Origin of the sequence: Bradyrhizobium sp. 44, assembly GCF_023073095.1 — a bacterium.
Classification (GTDB): domain Bacteria; phylum Pseudomonadota; class Alphaproteobacteria; order Rhizobiales; family Xanthobacteraceae; genus Bradyrhizobium.
The window spans coordinates 410,773-426,502 of record NZ_JADPIY010000029.1 but is presented as its reverse complement, the minus strand read 5'-3'; the positions used below and the strand labels follow the sequence as shown (position 1 = coordinate 426,502).

Annotated in this window: 14 protein-coding genes; 6 read left to right on the top strand and 8 right to left on the bottom strand. The window is 63.8% G+C overall.

Translation table 11 applies throughout. The features are described 5' to 3' along the window. Positions 1–24 precede the first annotated feature (24 nt). Entirely contained in the window at positions 25–1,743 is a 1,719-nt protein-coding gene (locus tag IVB41_RS27765; protein ID WP_247437218.1) for a caspase family protein, read from the top strand. A gap of 141 nt (positions 1,744–1,884) precedes the next feature. On the opposite strand, the gene IVB41_RS27760 is transcribed toward IVB41_RS27765, so the two are convergent. The 6 genes from IVB41_RS27760 to IVB41_RS27735 all read right to left on the bottom strand — a co-directional run bounded on the left by IVB41_RS27760 (position 1,885) and on the right by IVB41_RS27735 (position 7,746). Then, on the bottom strand, positions 1,885–3,003 hold the full coding sequence (locus tag IVB41_RS27760; protein ID WP_027566809.1) for a cobalamin-independent methionine synthase II family protein: 1,119 nt from the start codon (positions 3,001–3,003) through the stop codon (positions 1,885–1,887). 19 nt (positions 3,004–3,022) lie between these two features. Then, positions 3,023–3,739 carry an ABC transporter ATP-binding protein gene (locus IVB41_RS27755; RefSeq protein WP_247437216.1) on the bottom strand — a complete coding sequence of 239 codons (717 nt, stop codon included), beginning with the start codon at positions 3,737–3,739 and terminating at the stop codon, positions 3,023–3,025. After that, the gene (locus tag IVB41_RS27750) at positions 3,732–4,487 is read right to left on the bottom strand and encodes an ABC transporter ATP-binding protein (protein WP_007612502.1); all 756 of its coding nucleotides are present in this window, start codon (positions 4,485–4,487) and stop codon (positions 3,732–3,734) included. Before IVB41_RS27750 ends, IVB41_RS27755 begins: the two co-directional genes overlap by 8 nt. Further along, positions 4,484–5,512 (bottom strand): branched-chain amino acid ABC transporter permease, encoded by a 1,029-nt coding sequence (locus IVB41_RS27745; RefSeq protein ID WP_247437213.1) that lies wholly within the window; start codon positions 5,510–5,512, stop codon positions 4,484–4,486. Before IVB41_RS27745 ends, IVB41_RS27750 begins: the two co-directional genes overlap by 4 nt. A gap of 8 nt (positions 5,513–5,520) precedes the next feature. Further along, positions 5,521–6,390, bottom strand: coding sequence for a branched-chain amino acid ABC transporter permease (locus IVB41_RS27740; protein ID WP_027566805.1), 870 nt, complete (start codon positions 6,388–6,390; stop codon positions 5,521–5,523). Positions 6,391–6,555: 165 nt separating this feature from the next. Continuing rightward, positions 6,556–7,746, bottom strand: a complete 1,191-nt coding sequence (locus IVB41_RS27735; RefSeq protein ID WP_027566804.1) for an ABC transporter substrate-binding protein — start codon at positions 7,744–7,746, stop codon at positions 6,556–6,558. Positions 7,747–8,263: 517 nt separating this feature from the next. Between IVB41_RS27735 and IVB41_RS27730 the strand changes: the two genes are divergently transcribed. Then, a complete protein-coding gene (locus tag IVB41_RS27730) occupies positions 8,264–8,548 on the top strand; it encodes a hypothetical protein (protein WP_247290188.1) in 285 nt (94 codons plus the stop codon). 35 nt (positions 8,549–8,583) lie between these two features. Here IVB41_RS27730 and purU read toward each other — a convergent pair whose 3' ends face one another. Further along, positions 8,584–9,447 carry a formyltetrahydrofolate deformylase gene (purU, locus tag IVB41_RS27725; protein WP_247362688.1) on the bottom strand — a complete coding sequence of 288 codons (864 nt, stop codon included), beginning with the start codon at positions 9,445–9,447 and terminating at the stop codon, positions 8,584–8,586. A 141-nt stretch (positions 9,448–9,588) separates the two neighbouring features. On the opposite strand from purU, the gene IVB41_RS27720 reads away from it, so the two are divergent. Together IVB41_RS27720 and IVB41_RS27715 are read left to right on the top strand one after the other, a co-directional pair. Beyond that, entirely contained in the window at positions 9,589–10,431 is an 843-nt protein-coding gene (locus tag IVB41_RS27720) for a uroporphyrinogen-III synthase (RefSeq protein ID WP_247290192.1), read from the top strand. Between the two features lie 123 nt (positions 10,432–10,554). Then, a complete protein-coding gene (locus tag IVB41_RS27715) occupies positions 10,555–11,817 on the top strand; it encodes an MFS transporter (protein WP_247400503.1) in 1,263 nt (420 codons plus the stop codon). Here the strand turns inward: IVB41_RS27715 and IVB41_RS27710 are convergent. Next, positions 11,814–12,488 (bottom strand): Crp/Fnr family transcriptional regulator, encoded by a 675-nt coding sequence (locus IVB41_RS27710; protein WP_106946375.1) that lies wholly within the window; start codon positions 12,486–12,488, stop codon positions 11,814–11,816. The two genes, IVB41_RS27715 and IVB41_RS27710, sit on opposite strands and share 4 nt — an antisense overlap. Positions 12,489–12,821: 333 nt before the next feature. Here IVB41_RS27710 and IVB41_RS27705 point away from each other — a divergent pair, with 333 nt between their 5' ends. Both IVB41_RS27705 and IVB41_RS27700 read left to right on the top strand, forming a co-directional pair. Further along, positions 12,822–13,643 carry an ABC transporter ATP-binding protein gene (locus tag IVB41_RS27705; protein ID WP_247437202.1) on the top strand — a complete coding sequence of 274 codons (822 nt, stop codon included), beginning with the start codon at positions 12,822–12,824 and terminating at the stop codon, positions 13,641–13,643. Beyond that, positions 13,640–15,571: a long-chain fatty acid--CoA ligase gene (locus IVB41_RS27700; RefSeq protein ID WP_247437199.1), complete on the top strand. Its 1,932-nt coding sequence runs from the start codon at positions 13,640–13,642 to the stop codon at positions 15,569–15,571. Before IVB41_RS27705 ends, IVB41_RS27700 begins: the two co-directional genes overlap by 4 nt. Positions 15,572–15,730: the final 159 nt, after the last annotated feature.

Sequence of the window (15,730 nt, the reverse complement as noted above, 5' to 3'; positions counted from 1 at the left end):
CTCTCCTCAACGGGACCACCACCGATGCGTCGCCTCCTCGTCGCGCTTTGCCTGCTCGCCGCAACGCTGTGGTCGGCGCCCGCTTTTTCGCAGGCGCGCAACCAGCTTGGGCCGCTCTGCACCACCGACACCACGCCGGCGGACCAGATGATCGACGCCTGCAGCAAGATCATCGCGCTGAAGGTGTTCAGAGGCGAGCAGCTCGCAACGGTCTACTTCTGGCGCGCGGTGGGCTGGAACAAGAAGGGCGAATACCCAAAGGTCATCACCGACGCCACGGAAGCGATCCGGCTCCAGCCGAGCCAGGCAGTCTATAATCTCAGGGGATCGGCCTACTACGACAGAGGCGAGTACGAAATCGCGATTGCCGATTTCGACGACGCGCTGAAGCTTGGCCCGCCGAGCGGTACCATATTCCACAATCGCGGCAATGCCTGGCGCGGCAAGGGCGACTACGCCAAGGCGATCGTCGACTACGACATGTCGATTAAAGCCGACCCGAGATCGGCGTTCTCGTTCCAGAACCGCGGCATCGCGAAGGAGGCGCTCGGCGACCTCGACGGCGCGCTGGCCGACATTAACCAAGCGATCCGGCTCGACCCGACACTGCCGCAGCCGCTGATCAACCGGACCGCGATCTGGCGCGTCAGAGGCGATTACGATCGCGCGATTGCCGACGGCAGCGAAGCGATTCGGCTCGCGAAAGAGAAGCCGCCCGTCAACATCATGACGCCGCCGAACAGCGTGCTGATCTCGGGCTACACCCATCGCGCGCTGGCCTATGAGGCGAAAGGCGATTACGCGCACGCGAGGGACGACTACAAGGCGACGCTTGCAATCACGGCTTCCGATGCCGGCAGCAAGGCCAATCAGGCCACGGCAAAGGTGCGGCTGTCGCTGGTCACCGACGCTAGCGTGCCGATCCCGCGGGATGGGCCGTCACCGACGACCGAGCAGGCACAGGCACCGGCTCCCCAGCAGACGGGTGCCGCGCCGTCCCCCTCGCCTGCTCCGGCCGCGCGCGGCACGCGCATGGCGCTGATCATTGGCAATGGCGCCTATGCGCATGTCAAGGCACTGCCCAATCCGCCCAATGACGCGCGCGCCGTTGCGAAGAGCCTGCGCAACATCGGCTTCACTGTGTCAGAAGGCGTCGATCTCGACCGCGCGGCGATGCAAAAGATGACGCGTGACTTCTTGCGGGAGGCGGCGCGGGCGCAAATCGTGGTGGTCTACTATGCCGGCCACGGCGTGCAGGTCGAGGGTCGCAACTATCTCATTCCCGTCGACGTCGAGCTCAAGCCGGGCGCGAGGATGACGGACGCGATGATCGACATGGATACGATCATGGCCGGCCTCGACGACCAGGTCCGCACCAACATTTTGATCTTCGATGCCTGCCGCAATAATCCGATGGCACAGCAGGTTGCATCAGTCGGCACCAACCGCGCCGTCGAAGCTGCCTCGGGCCTCGCAGCGCCAACGAGCCTGGGCGCCGGCGCGACGCTCGGCGCCGGCACGCTGATCGCTTTCGCCACTGCGCCGGGCCAGGTCGCGCTCGACGGTGAAGGCGCCAACTCGCCGTTCTCCGCCGCGCTCTCCCGCCATCTCGGCACGCCTGGCCTGGAAGTGCAGCAGATGCTGACGCGGGTGCGGGCCGAGGTGGTCTCGACCACGAAGAACAAGCAGGTGCCGTGGTCGAACTCGTCGCTGCTGGGCGAGGTTTATCTGGCGGAGAAATGAAGGGCGTGTGCCTCACCCTCAGCTGTCATCGCCCGGCTTGACCGGGCGATCCAGTACGCCGAGAAGTCAGCGATTCTCCGAGAAGCCGCGGCGTACTGGATTCCCCGCCTTCGCGGGGAATGACAGTGAGCGAGTGGAGCCCTATTGGCCCCACACTTCCTTTGCGATCTCCACGGCGAGGCTGAGCTTGGCCCACTGTTCCTCTTCGGAGAGGACGTTGCCCTCCTCCGTCGACGCAAAACCGCACTGCGGCGATAGTGCGAGCTGCTCCAGCGGGGCGAACTTGGCGGCTTCCTCGAGACGGCGCTTGATGTCATCCCTCTTCTCGAGCTCACCGAATTTCGAGGTGATGACGCCGACCACGACGACCTTGTTGCCCTTGGGCAGGAAGCGCAGCGGCTCGAAGCCACCCGCGCGGTCGCTGTCGTATTCGAGGAAATAGCCGTCGTAATTGGTGCCGGCGAGCATGGTCTCGGCAACCGGCTCGTAGCCGCCTGAAGAAATCCAGGTCGAACGGAAATTGCCGCGGCAGACATGCGTCGTCACCACCATGTCGGCGGGCTTCTCCGCCAGCGCGTAGTTGATGACGCGCGCATAGATCTGCTGGAGACCCTCGGGATTGTCGCCCCGCTCGCGCGCCTTCTGCAATTCGTCCGGCGAGCAGAGATAGGCCCACACGGTGTCGTCGAACTGGAGATAGCGGCAGCCGGCGTCATAGAACGCCTTCACGGCCTTGCGGTAGGTCTTGCCGAGGTCTTCGTAGAAGGCGTCGAGATCGGGATACACGTCCTTGGAGATCGCCTTGCGGCCGCCACGAAAGTGCAGCACCGCCGGCGACGGGATCGTCATCTTCGCGGTGACGTGGGCCTGGTCGGCGACCTTCTTCAGGAAGCGGAAGTGATCCAGCATCGGATGGTCATCGGGGAAATCGAGCTTGCCGATCACCCGCACCGCGTCATGCCGCGTCTCGACGCCCGCGAACTGGATGCCGGTGTCGGGGTGGAACATTTCGCAGCCGGTGAGCTTGGCCAGGAAGTCGAAATGCCACCAGGAGCGGCGGAATTCGCCGTCGGTTGCGAGCTTCAGGCCGAGCGAGGCCTGCTTATGCACGACCTTCTCGATCTCCATGTCCTCGATCTTGCGCAGATCGTCGGCCGAGATCTCGCCCTTCTCCAGCCTGGCGCGGGCTTCCTTGATCTTCGCGGGGCGCAGGAGGCTGCCGACCTCGTCGGCGCGGAAGGGGGCTTTGGTTCGCTGCATTTCTTACTCCCAGTTATTTTTAGTGGGCCGCCGCCCCTGCGACGCCGAGGTGGCGCTCGAGGACCGACGGGTCGGCCTTCAGCGCGGCGCTCGGGGCGTCGTGGACGATCGTTCCGCGCTCCAATATCACAACACGGTCGGCCAGCCCCAGAATCTTTTGGGCATTCTGCTCGACGATGATCGAGCAGATGCCGCCCGCCCGCGTGATGGTCCCGATCGCCTTCAAAAGCTCCTCGACGATGATGGGGGCAAGGCCCTCGGTCGGCTCGTCCAGGAGAAGCACTTTCGGATTGAGGGTCAGCGCGCGACCGATCGCCAGCATCTGCTGCTCGCCGCCGGAGAGCTGGTTGCCAAAATTGCTCCGCCGCTCCTTCAGCCGCGGGAACATCTCGTAGACCCTCTCGACGGTCCAGGGGCCGGGCTGGGCCACTGCGGACATGTTCTCCTCCACCGTGAGCGAGCGGAAGATGTTGCGCTCCTGCGGCACCCAGCCGATCCCGGCGCGCGCCCGCTGGTCCGGCCGCAAAGTCGTGACGTCGCTACCGGCCAGCCGGACAGTGCCGGAGAAGCGACGGGTGACGCCGACGATCGAATTGATCAGCGTGGTCTTGCCGGTGCCGTTGCGCCCCAACAGTGCCAGCACCTGGCCTTCGGAGAGACGCAGGGACATGTTCGGCAGCACCACGGCCTCGCCGTAGCCGGCGCGAAGCGAGTCGATCGCGAGCAGGTCAGACATTGACCGCCTCCTCGCCGAGATAGACCGCCTTGACCTGCGGGTCGCGCGCGACCTGCTCGGGCGGTCCTTCGGTGAGCAGCGCACCGGAGACCAGGACAGAGATGCGGTCGGCGAAGGAGAACACGAGGTCCATGTCGTGCTCGATCAGCAGCACCGTGACGTCGCGCGGCAGGCTGCCAACGACGGCGAGAATGTCATGGCGCTCGCTCTCGGGCACGCCGGCGGCGGGCTCATCCAGCAGCAGCACGCGCGGCTTGGCGGCGATCGCGACCGCGATCTCGAGCAGGCGCTGCTTGCCGTAAGGCAGCGTCACGGTCTGCTCGTTCATGACGTCAAGCAGGTGGAAGCGTGTCAGGAGGTCGGCGATCTCGCCGTTGACGTCGCTGCGCGTACCCATCCGCCGCCACCAGTCACCGCCATGGCCGAGGCGCTCGGAGACAGCGAGACCGATGGTCTCGAGCGGGGTCAGGTCGGGATAGAGCTGGTTGATCTGGAAGGTACGCGACAAGCCGCGCAACACGCGCTTGTGCACGGGCAGATCGGTGATGTCCTGGCCTTCGAGCAGGATGCGGCCCGAGTTCGGCTTGAGCACGCCGGTGAGCTGGTTGATGACCGTGGTCTTGCCGGCGCCGTTCGGGCCGATCAGCGCGTGGCGAGCGCCTTGTTCGATTTTTAGCGACAAGTCGCGAGTGACGCGCAGACCACCGAACTGCTTTTCGAGATTCTGGGTTTCGAGCGCGATGGTCATGCGTCGCTCTCCGGCACGGCGACGACGGCCTTGCGCCCGGCTATCTGCTTGATGACCAGATTGGGCACATACAGCATCCAGCGATGCAGGCGCTGCCGGCCGACCAGGACGATCACGACCAGCACGAGCCCGATCCAGAACTGCCAGTATTGCGGAGTGATGGTGGAGAACAACTCCTGTAGCATGCGGAACAGCACCGCGCCGATCAGGCCGCCATAGAGATAGCCGGTGCCGCCGATCACGAGCACCAGCATCAGGTCCGCCGAGCGCTCGAAGGCGAACACGTCGAGCGAGGCGATCGCGGTGGTCTGGGTGAACAGTGCGCCTGCGATGCCGGCATAGAACGCCGCGAGTGTGTAGATCGCAATCAGGCGGCGGTTGACGGGAACGCCGATCGCGGCCGCGCGCAGCGGATTGTTCTTGATCGCCCGCAACGACAGCCCGAACCGCGAATGCACGACGCGGCGGGCGAACAGGAACAACAGGAACAGAACGGCGAGCGAATAGAAGAAGCCGGTCTTGCCGAACATGTCGAACGGGATCTCACCGAAGATCGGCTGCATCTCGATACCCTGCAGGCCGTCGGTGCCGCCGGTGATGTTGGAGAAGCGTTCGGCCAATGCCTCGAGCAGCAACGCGATGCCGAGTGTCACCATCAGCCGCGTCAGGTCGACGCCTCGGATCACCAGGAAGCTGGTGGCGAAGCCGAGCACCATCGCGACAAGGCCTGCGACGACAAGCGCAAGCACGGGCTCGTTGATGATCCCATGCAGCGCGAGAAGCCCCGCCGCGTAAGCACCGGCGCCGAAGAAGGCTGCATGGCCGAGCGAGACGATGCCGGCGTAACCGAGGATCAGATCGAGCGACATCGCAAACAGCGCGAGCCGCAGGATGTCCGTCATGATCAAATAACGCGTGGGAAATACGAAGCCGCAGCCCAGCACGATCAGCCAGAAAGCGGCCTCGCCATAATGCCAGCGTGCCTGGCGCTGGGCGTGATAGCCGACGTCGGAGGAGGCGCTCATCGGCGAACTCAACGCGCGGCCGTGCGGCCGAACAGGCCGTTCGGGCGCCAGATCAGGATCACGATCATCATGGTGTAGATCACGAAAGGTCCCATCTTCGGGACGTAATATTTGCCGGCGACGTCGCCGATGCCGAGCAGCAGCGAGGCCAGAAACGGGCCGGTGATCGAGGACGAGCCGCCGACGGTGACCACAATCAGGAAGTAGATCATGAACTTCAGCGGAAAATACGGGTCGAGGCCGAGGATCTCGGCGCTCAGCGCGCCGCCGAGACCAGCCAGGCCGCAACCAAAAGCAAATGTGAAGGCGAACACCTGCGGCACGTTGATGCCGAGGCCGCTCGCGGCGCGGGGATCATCGACCGCGGCGCGTAGACGGCTGCCGAACCGCGTCTTCGCGAGCACCATCTGGAGAGCAATGGTGAGCAGCCCGCAGATCACGATGATCATCAGCCGGTAGCGGCCGACGCCGACGCCGAACACGTCGAACTGGCCCTGAAGCGCCGCCGGCAAATTGATGAAGACCCGCGACGAGCCCTGGATGTAGTCGACGGCCGCGACCGACATGAAGGTGAGGCCGATCGTGAACAGCACCTGGTCGAGATGGCTGCGCGCATAGAGGTGTCGGTACAGCGTGCGCTCGAGCACAATGCCGATCGCAGCAGAGGAGACGAAGGCAAGCGGCAATGCAGCGAAGAATGGCCAGCCCATCCGGTTGACCAGCACCATGCAGACATAGCCGCCGGCCATGGCGAAGGCGCCATGGGCGAGGTTGACGAAGTTCATCAAGCCGAGCGTGACCGCGAGCCCGCAAGCCAGCACGAACAGCAGCATGCCGTAGGCAACGCCATCGAACAGGTTGGTGAGGATTGAGGTCATCGTCTCAGCTTGGCGTTATCGTCATGACCGGGCTTGTCCCGGCCATCCACGTTCCTGGTTCGACTCTCGCGTGGATGCCCGGGTCAAGCCCGGGCATGACGAGAGTGGCGGGCGAGATCCCCGATGCGCGCTAATGCGCGCTCGGGGATGACGCGCTTTCGCGCGTCACTTCTTGGTCTTGCCGAGATCCTTGACGGCCTCGAAGGTCGCGAACTCGACGTTGTAGAGCTCGCCGTCGACCTTCTCGACCTTCCGGATGTAGATGTTCTGCACGATGTCGCGGGTCTCGGGGTCGATCGAGATCGGGCCGCGCGGGCTCTCCCACTTCTGGCCCTTCATGGCTTCGACCAGCTTGGTGCCGTCGGTGTCGCCATTGGTCTTCTTCAGTGCTTCGTAGATCAGATGAATGCCGTCATAGCCGCTCACCGCCATGAAGCCCGGCCGGTTTCCGTACGCCTTCTTGTAGGCCGCGACGAAATCCTTGTTCATCTGCGAGGGATGCGCCGCGGAATAAAGGTGTGCAGTGACCGTGCCCAGCACGGCGTCGCCCATGTTGTTGAGGAGGTCGTCGTCCGTCACGTCACCCGGTCCGATCACCTTGATGCCCGCCTTGTCGAGTCCGCGTTCGGCATACTGCTTCATGAAGTTGCCGCCCTGGCCGGCCGGCACGAACACGAAGATCGCGTCAGGCTTGGCATCCTTCATACGCTGGAGGAACGGTGCGAAATCGGGATTGGCAAGCGGCGTCTTCACCTCTTCGACCACCTCGCCGCCACCGGCGGTGAAGTTCTGCTTGAAGAAGTTGAGCGCGTCATTGCCCGGCGCGTAGTCCGAGGTCAGGGTCGCCACCTTCTTGATGCCGTTTTTCACCGCCCAGTCGGCGATGATGGTGGAGGACTGCGCCAGCGTGAAGCTGGTGCGCACGATATAGGGCGAGCGCTCGGTGATGATGGAGGTGCCGGCGGCCATCACGACTTCCGGGATCTTGGCTTGCGTGGCCAGCGGCGCCGCCGCGAGCGCGGCCGGCGTGACGCCGAAGCCGGCGATGAAATGGACCTTGTCGTTGACAATCAGCTCTTGCGCGGCGGTCTTGGTCTTGTCGGGAATCGCAGCATCGTCCTTGAGGATGATCTCGATTTTTTTGCCGGCGACGGTGTCGCCCTTCTGCTGCATGTAGAGCTTGATCGCGTTCTCGATCTGCTTGCCGGTCGAGGCCTGGCCGCCGGTCATCGGCAGGATCAGACCGACCTTGACGCTATCCTCGGCCTTGGCCGGAAGGACGGCCGTAAGGCCCACGATGGCGGCCGCTGCTGCGGCCCAGGCAGTCTTATGAGACAGTTTTTTGCGTTCGAACATCAGATGTCCCTCCCCTTCATTCCTGATCTCTTGTGCGCCGGACCGAGTGCCCGGTCCTTGCCTTAAATCGAGCTCACGCACGCGTGATGTCGCGCCACATGGCGTCTTTCGCGCCCTTATTGTCAATCGGACGTTTGGCGACCTTTCGGCGCAAGCCGAGCCTTCCGATTGCCAACGGCAGAAGCGATATCGGGTCACGTCCGGGTAACCCGGTATCGTGATCGTGGTCGCCATCATTTGTACGATTGTACAAACAAAATGGACCTGTCAACGAAAAAGCCCCATCTCCGACCAAACCACTTTGACGCGAGACGTTGCCGCAGTCTAGAAGCGCTGCCGGCCGGGTGCATGGAGGATTTGGTCTTTTGTTTGCAGAATTTGAACATCGGCAAGGTCTGAGTAGGTAGCCTCCGGTATCAAATTACCTACCTCGAATAAGTCTATTTTACCTGTTGAAGGCTACTCTCCCGACGACAGCCTGACCTGGCGTCCAACACGCTGACCTCGCCTCCGTACAATGCCCAGATCCGCCCGTTCCCTCCTGATCCTCCTCGCGCTCTCCGCGGGCCTGTCCGGCTGCGGCACCGTCAACGAAAAGCTCTCGTCCGGCATGGGCGACTACGTCCCGCAATGGGCCGGCGGCTTGCCGGCGGACGCCCCGCCGCGGGCGGGCACGCCGCAATACGATGCCTTCATGAAGGAGCGCGAGCGCAAGCGGCTGATGCCGGCAGCGGATCGCGAAAAGGAGGAGCAGGCGCAAAAGGGCGCAACGGGCTCAGCGTCCGGCGCTGCGGTACGTTAAGTCGTGCCCCCTCGCGCCTGCGGTGAGAGGTGAGTTCAGTCCACGAACACCACGGTCTTGCGGCCGTTGAGGATGACGCGGTCGTTGAGATGGTAGCGGATCGCGCGCGCCAGCACGCGCCGCTCGATGTCGCGGCCCTTGCGGACGAGATCCTCAGGCGTGTCGCGATGGCTGATGCGCTCGACGTCCTGGTCGATGATCGGGCCCTCGTCGAGGTCGCGCGTGACGTAGTGCGCGGTGGCGCCGATCAGCTTGACGCCACGCTCATGGGCCTGGTGATAGGGTTTTGCGCCCTTGAACCCCGGCAGGAACGAGTGGTGGATGTTGATGCAGCGTCCCGACAGATTAGCCGAGAGATCGTCGGACAATATCTGCATATAGCGGGCGAGCACGACGAGATCGGTTCCGGTCTTGGCGACGAGATCGAGGATCTGCGCCTCCTGCTCGCGCTTGGTCTCCTTCGTAACAGGCAGATAGTGGAACGGAACCCCGCCGAAATCGAGCCCGTCATAGACCTCGCGCGGGTGGTTGGAGACGATTGCGACCAAAGTCATCGGCAGCTCGCCGGTGCGCCAGCGATAGAGGATGTCGACCAGGCAGTGATCGGACTTCGACACCAGCAGCATCACCTTGCGATGCGCGGCCCGATCGCGCATCTGCCATTCCATGCCGAAACGCTCGGCGATCGCGGTAAAGCCGGTCTGGAGCGCCGACAGCTCCACGGCGAGATCGGCGGCGGTGAACACCACCCGCATGAAGAACTTATTGGTCTCGGTGTCGTCGAACTGTTGGGCGTCGAGGATGTTCTGTCCGGAATTCGCCAGGAAGGTCGACACCGCCGAGACGATGCCGGGACGATCCGGACAGGACAGGGTCAGGACATATTGATGATCGGGCATGGGCCTTGATGAAGGTTTGGGCAGCGGCTGCGGAACGCCCCGCGATTTGCGCCCTGCTCTATCACCGACCCCACCTTGCGCCAATCCCGACGGTGGAGTCAGGATGAACGTACGATTGCTTTGACTGACCGGAGTAGGCTCATGGCCGACCGCTTGAACGGCACCCGAATCCTGATCCTGGAAACGCGCGAGGAGGCGCAGTTTTCGAAGTTGCTGGCCGAGCAAGGCGCCGAGGTCGTGCAATGCCCGATGTTCACCATCCAGGATGCACCAGACCCCGCCCCGGTCGAGGCCTGGATCCGCCGCGCCATCGACAAGCCCTTCGACGACCTCGTGTTGATGACCGGCGAAGGGCTGCGGCGGATCATGAAGCGCGCCATCGCGCGAGGGCTCGACCAGGCTCTCGTGGCGGCGCTTGCCAGATCACGAAAGTTCACCCGCGGCCCCAAGCCCGGCAAGGCACTGCGCGAAATCGGACTCGAGGCGCAGCAGACCACAGAGAAGCCGACCACCGAGGGCGTGATCGAGATGCTCGGCAAGCTCGATCTGAAGGGGCACCGCCTCGGCCTTCAGCTCTATCCCGACAAGGATCACAATGCGCTGACCGATGCGCTTGCCGCGCAAGGTGCCGAGGTCGATGCCGTGCTGCCTTATGCTTACGATTCCAAGGCGGCGGATGCCAACATCGTCACCGCGATCGACGAGATGGCCGCCGGGCGAATCGATTCGATCGCGCTGACCAATCTTGGCCAGGTGCGCCGCCTGATTGAGGCCGCGAAGGCACATGGCAGCGAGGCGAAGCTGCGCGCAGGCCTGGAGCGGACGCTGATCGCGTCAGTGGGACCTGCTGTCTCGGGCGAGCTCGCGGCGCACGGCCTGCGGACCGACGTCTCGCCTGCCGATGAAGCCTACTTCATGCGACCGCTGATCTCGGCGATGGCCACTGCGCTCCTGGAGCGGAAATCGAGAACCGCTGCGAGCTAGGAGCAGAGCGCGGGAGCGGCCTGCAGCTGCCCCCGATTGACACAAGCGTCACCGGCGCTACGGTCTCGCACAGAAGAAGAAATAACAAGGCAAGGGAATCGCCGTGATACGCGCCATCGCGCCTTGAGCACACCTGCACGCCCCTCCGCGCTCGCGCCATTTCGTATCCGCAATTATCGTTTCCAGTGGCCGTCCGACCTGCTCACCTCCTGGGCATTCGAGATCGAGACGCTGGTGCTCGGCTGGTACATCATGGTCGAGACCGGCTCGGTGCTGCTGCTCACCGTGCTCGCATCGCTCCAGTTCGTCGGGACATTGGTGGCGCCGGTGTTCGGCATGATCGGTGACCGCATGGGTCATCGCGATCTCCTGGTCGCGATGCGTCTTGCCTATATGGTGCTCGCGTCGACCATCATGACTCTGGCACTGACCGGTCATCTGACCCCGCCAGGCGTCATGATCATCGTCGCAATCATGGGCCTGATTCGCCCCTCGGATCTCGGCGTTCGCGGCGCGCTGCTTGCCGAGATCATGCCGAGCGAGCAATTGGTGGGCGCCATCAGCGTTGCGCGCACGACCCAGGACAGCGCGCGCATCGCCGGCGCGTTGACAGGCGCGGGGCTATTTGCCGTCCTCGGTATTGGCCTCGTTTACGTGGTGATCGTCTGCCTCTATTTCGTGGCCGCGCTGCTCATGCTCTGCCTGACCCGGCCGGAACGGACCATTGCCACAACTGATCTTCCGGCAGACGGCCGCGCCGTTTCGAGATTGCTGGGCGATCTGAAGGAAGGGATCGTCTACGCCTGGAATGGCGCGGGGATGCGCGCGGCGCTATGCGTCGCCTTCCTGGCCAACCTGACCGCATTTCCTTTCACCGGCGGGTTGCTGCCCTACATCGCGCGGGATATCTTTCACACCGACCAGACCGGCCTCGGTTATCTCTCCGCGAGCTTCGCCGTCGGCTCGCTGATCGGCTCCATCACGCTCAGCCTTGTCAGCGGAGTGCGCATTGCCCGGCTCCTGATCGGCGCGACGCTGGCCTGGTACGCCATGCTGCTGGTGTTCGTCGAGATCAGGACCATGCCGGTGGCGATGGCCTGCCTCGTGCTCGCCGGCATCGCCCAGAGCATGTCGATGATATCAGCTGCCGTGATCCTGATGCGGACGGCCAGCGCACATCTTCGCGGCCGCGTCATGGGCGTGCGCATGATGGTGATCTACGGCCTGCCGATTGGGCTCCTCGCGGCCGGCAGCCTGATCGACATCATCGGCTATTCCGCGACGGGGTCGCTCTATGCCGTCTCGGGGTTCATCGCAATGATGGCGATCGCCGTGCGCTGGCGCGCCGACCTCTGGCCGGTGCACGCGCCGGCCAATGGGCGCTAGTCCCCGTAACCGCGCAACCGCTCGATATCGAGGATCGTGACGCCGCCATACTCCAGCCGGAGCAAGCCCTCTTTCTCCAGCCGGTTCAGCGCGCGGTTGGCATTCTGGCGGGACATGCCGGAAAGCGCGCCGATCTCCTCCTGGGTGATCTCCAGATGCGCGGTGGATTCCGGATAGAGGATCGGATTGAACAGCGAGGCGATGCTGCGAGCAAGCCGCGCGGTGGCATCCAGCGTGCGGTTGACCTCGAGCATCCCGATGAACTGGCCGAGCCGCTCGTTGAGCTGCCGAACCAGGAAGCGGTTGAAGCCGACGCTGTTCTCGAACAGCCACATGAAGGCGCTGCGTTCCATCAGTGCGACGCGGCTGTTGCGCAGCGCGACGACGTCATAGCGGCGCGGCTCGTTCTTGAGCACGCTGCCCTCGCCGAACCAGGCCCCCGCCGTCAGCCCGGCAAGACTCGTCTCCTTGCCGTCGCGCGAGACCCCGCCCATCCGGGCAAGCCCAAAGACCATGCCGGCCCAATAGTCGAACGTGTCGCCGCGCATGAAGACGGTCTCGCCGGTGCCGTAGGACCGCTCCGTGATCCCGGCACGAGCGACCTCGATCTCCGCTTGCGTGAGCTCGCGCGACCAGGCAGCGACGCGCTTCAATTGATCCTCTGAAATCATGAACCCGAAGCCCGCCGCACCGTTCGTCACTCCTGTTCTGCTGCAATGCAGCATGATCGTCTCGGCTACCATCAGACGAAAGATGGAGGCTGCGAGCGCCCAAAAAACTTTGTCGCAGAATTGTCAGGCGGGAGACATTTCAAAATAGCGCTTTCCCCTATTGAGGACCACCTCGGGCGATGCGGCTTTTGATCCCAAACGGGAACGAGAGCGGCGCGGCTCCGGTCGAGACCATCTGCTGCATGGCCTCACCGGCACGGCCGTACTAGGATCGCCCAACAGAACGGACGAAGAGCGCCACTGAATGCGCCATCACCGGGAGGGATCTGTTTGGTGGCTACCAGTCTTGAAGTGCGCGGCGTGTCCTTGCGATTCGGCGGCGTTCGTGCGCTGACCGATGTCGGCTTCGCCATCAGGGAAGGCGAGCTGTTCTCGATCATTGGCCCCAATGGTGCCGGCAAGACCTCGATCGTGAACTGTATTTCCGGCCGCTACAAGCCGACCGAAGGCCAGCTGTTCTACCAGGGCCGCGACATCACCGGCCTGACACCCAACGCGCGCGCTTCGCTCGGCATCGGCCGCACCTTTCAGAACCTGGCGCTGTTCCACCATATGAGCGTGCTCGACAACATCATGGTCGGCCGCCATCACCTCCTGAAGAACAATTTTCTCACGGGCTCGCTGTACTGGCTCACCAGCGCGCGCAAGGAAGAGCTCGAGCACCGCCGCAAGGTCGAGGAGATCATCGATTTCCTCGATCTCCAATCGGTGCGAAAGGCGCCGGCCGGCACCCTCTCCTATGGTCTGCGCAAGCGCGTGGAGCTCGCGCGCGCCATGGCACTGGAGCCGCGCCTCATTCTCCTCGACGAGCCGATGGCCGGCATGAACTTCGAGGAGAAGGAGGACATGGCCCGCTACATCGTCGATCTCAACGAGGAGTTCGGCATGACCGTGGTGATGATCGAGCACGACATGGGCGTGGTAATGGACATCTCCCACCGCGTCATGGTGCTGGATTTCGGCCGCAAGATCGCCGAGGGCGATCCGGCCGCCGTGCTCGCCGATCCCCACGTCAGGCGCGCCTATCTCGGCGAAGAAGACGAGGTGCTGGTCGACCCTGACGATGCTCCGCCGGCGCAGGAGAGCGCGGCATGATGGATTACGCAGGCCGCGTCGCGCAGGCCGACACCTATCCGAAGATGCTCCGGCTCAATGCGAAGGAGTACGGCAACGAGATCGCGTTGCGCGAAAAGGATCTCGGGCTGTGGCGCCCGTTCACCTGGAACGCCTACCAGACGCGGGTGCGCGACTTCGCGCTCGGCCTGATCGAACTGGGCCTTGGGCGCGAAGATGTCGTCGGCATCATCGGCGACAACCGGCCGGACTGGGTCGCGGCGGAAATAGCAACCCACGCGATCGGAGGCTTGAGCCTCGGGCTATATCGTGACGTGCTCGACGAAGAAGCCTCTTATCTCCTCAATTATGGCGAGGCGCAGCTCGTTTTCGCCGAGGACGAGGAGCAGGTCGACAAGCTGCTTACGCTGGCCGACCGCGTCCCAAAGCTGAAGCACATCATCTATTCCGATCCGCGCGGCATGCGGAAATACGACGATCCGCGCTTGATGTCGGCGGAGACGTTTGCCGAACTCGGCCGGGCGCGGGCTACGCGCGAGCCGGAACTTTACGACCGGCTGGTGGACGCGACCAAGGGCGAGGACGTCGCGATCCTCTGCACGACATCAGGCACCACCTCGCATCCAAAGCTCGCGATGCTCGCGGCCGGCCGCGTGCTCGGCCACTGCGCGACATATCTCGCTTTCGATCCGAAAGGGCCGGACGACGAATACGTGTCGGTGCTGCCGCTGCCCTGGATCATGGAGCAGGTCTATGTACTCGGCAAAGGCCTCTTGTGCCGGATGAAGATCAACTTCGTCGAAGAGCCCGAGACCATGATGAACGATCTGCGTGAGATCGCACCGACGTTCATCCTGTTTGCACCGCGCGTTTGGGAATCAATCGCCGCCGACGTCCGCGCCAGGGTGATGGACGCAACGCCGTTCAAGCAACGCCTGTTCGACATCGGCATGAAGAGCGGGCTTGCCGCGCTCGAACGGGGCGAGCGTTCCGGCTTTGCCGACGCGATCCTGTTCCGTGCATTGCGCGACCGCCTCGGCTTCACCCGCCTGCGTTCAGCCGCAACCGGCGGCGCGGCACTCGGGCCCGAGACCTTCAAGTTCTTCCGGGCCATGGGCGTGCCGCTGCGCACGCTCTACGGCCAGACCGAGCTGCTGGGGGCCTACACGCTGCATCCCGCGGGCAAGGTCGATCCCGACACCACCGGCGTGCCGATGGCCGACAGCGTCGAAATCCGCATCGACAATGCCGACGTTCACGGCGTCGGCGAAATCGTGGTGCGGCATCCCAACATGTTCCTCGGCTACTACAAGAACCCGGAGGCGAGCGTCGCTGACCTCAGGGATGGCTGGATGCTGTCCGGCGACGCCGGCTATTTCAACGCGAATCGCCAGCTCGTGGTGATCGATCGCATCAAGGATCTCGCCGAGACCTCGCGCGGCGAGCACTTCTCGCCGCAATTCATCGAGAACAAGTTGAAGTTCTCGGCTTATATCGCGGAAGCCGTGGTGCTTGGTGCAGGCCGCGACGCGCTCGCCGCCATGATCTGCATCCGCTACTCCATCATCTCGAAATGGGCGGAGAAGAACCGGCTCTCGTTTACGACCTACAGCGACCTGGCCTCGCGGCCCGAGGTTTATGCGCTACTCAAGAAGGAAGTCGAGACCGTCAACGCGACTCTGCCACCGGCACAGCGCATCTCCCGCTTCCTGCTGCTCTACAAGGAGCTCGACGCCGACGATGGCGAGCTCACCCGCACGCGGAAAGTGCGGCGCAGCGTCATCAACGAAAAATACGAAGGCATCATCGACGCGATCTACCGCGGCCAGGCCGACATCCCCGTGGACACCGTGATCCGCTTCCAGGACGGCACCACGCAAAGGGTGCGGACCACGCTGCGAGTGGTGGATCTCGGCGGACCGGGGCATTTGGCGGAGGCGGCGGAGTGAACTTCGTGGCAATCACAGGTGCAATGCGTATTGCTGCGCCCTCTCCCCTTGTGGGAGAGGGCATCTCCGCAGCCCGCCCCACCCTCACTTCGGTGAGGGGTCCTCTCTCCGCGCGTTCATTGCTGAGACAACCCCTCACCCGTCTTCGCTTCGCGAAGC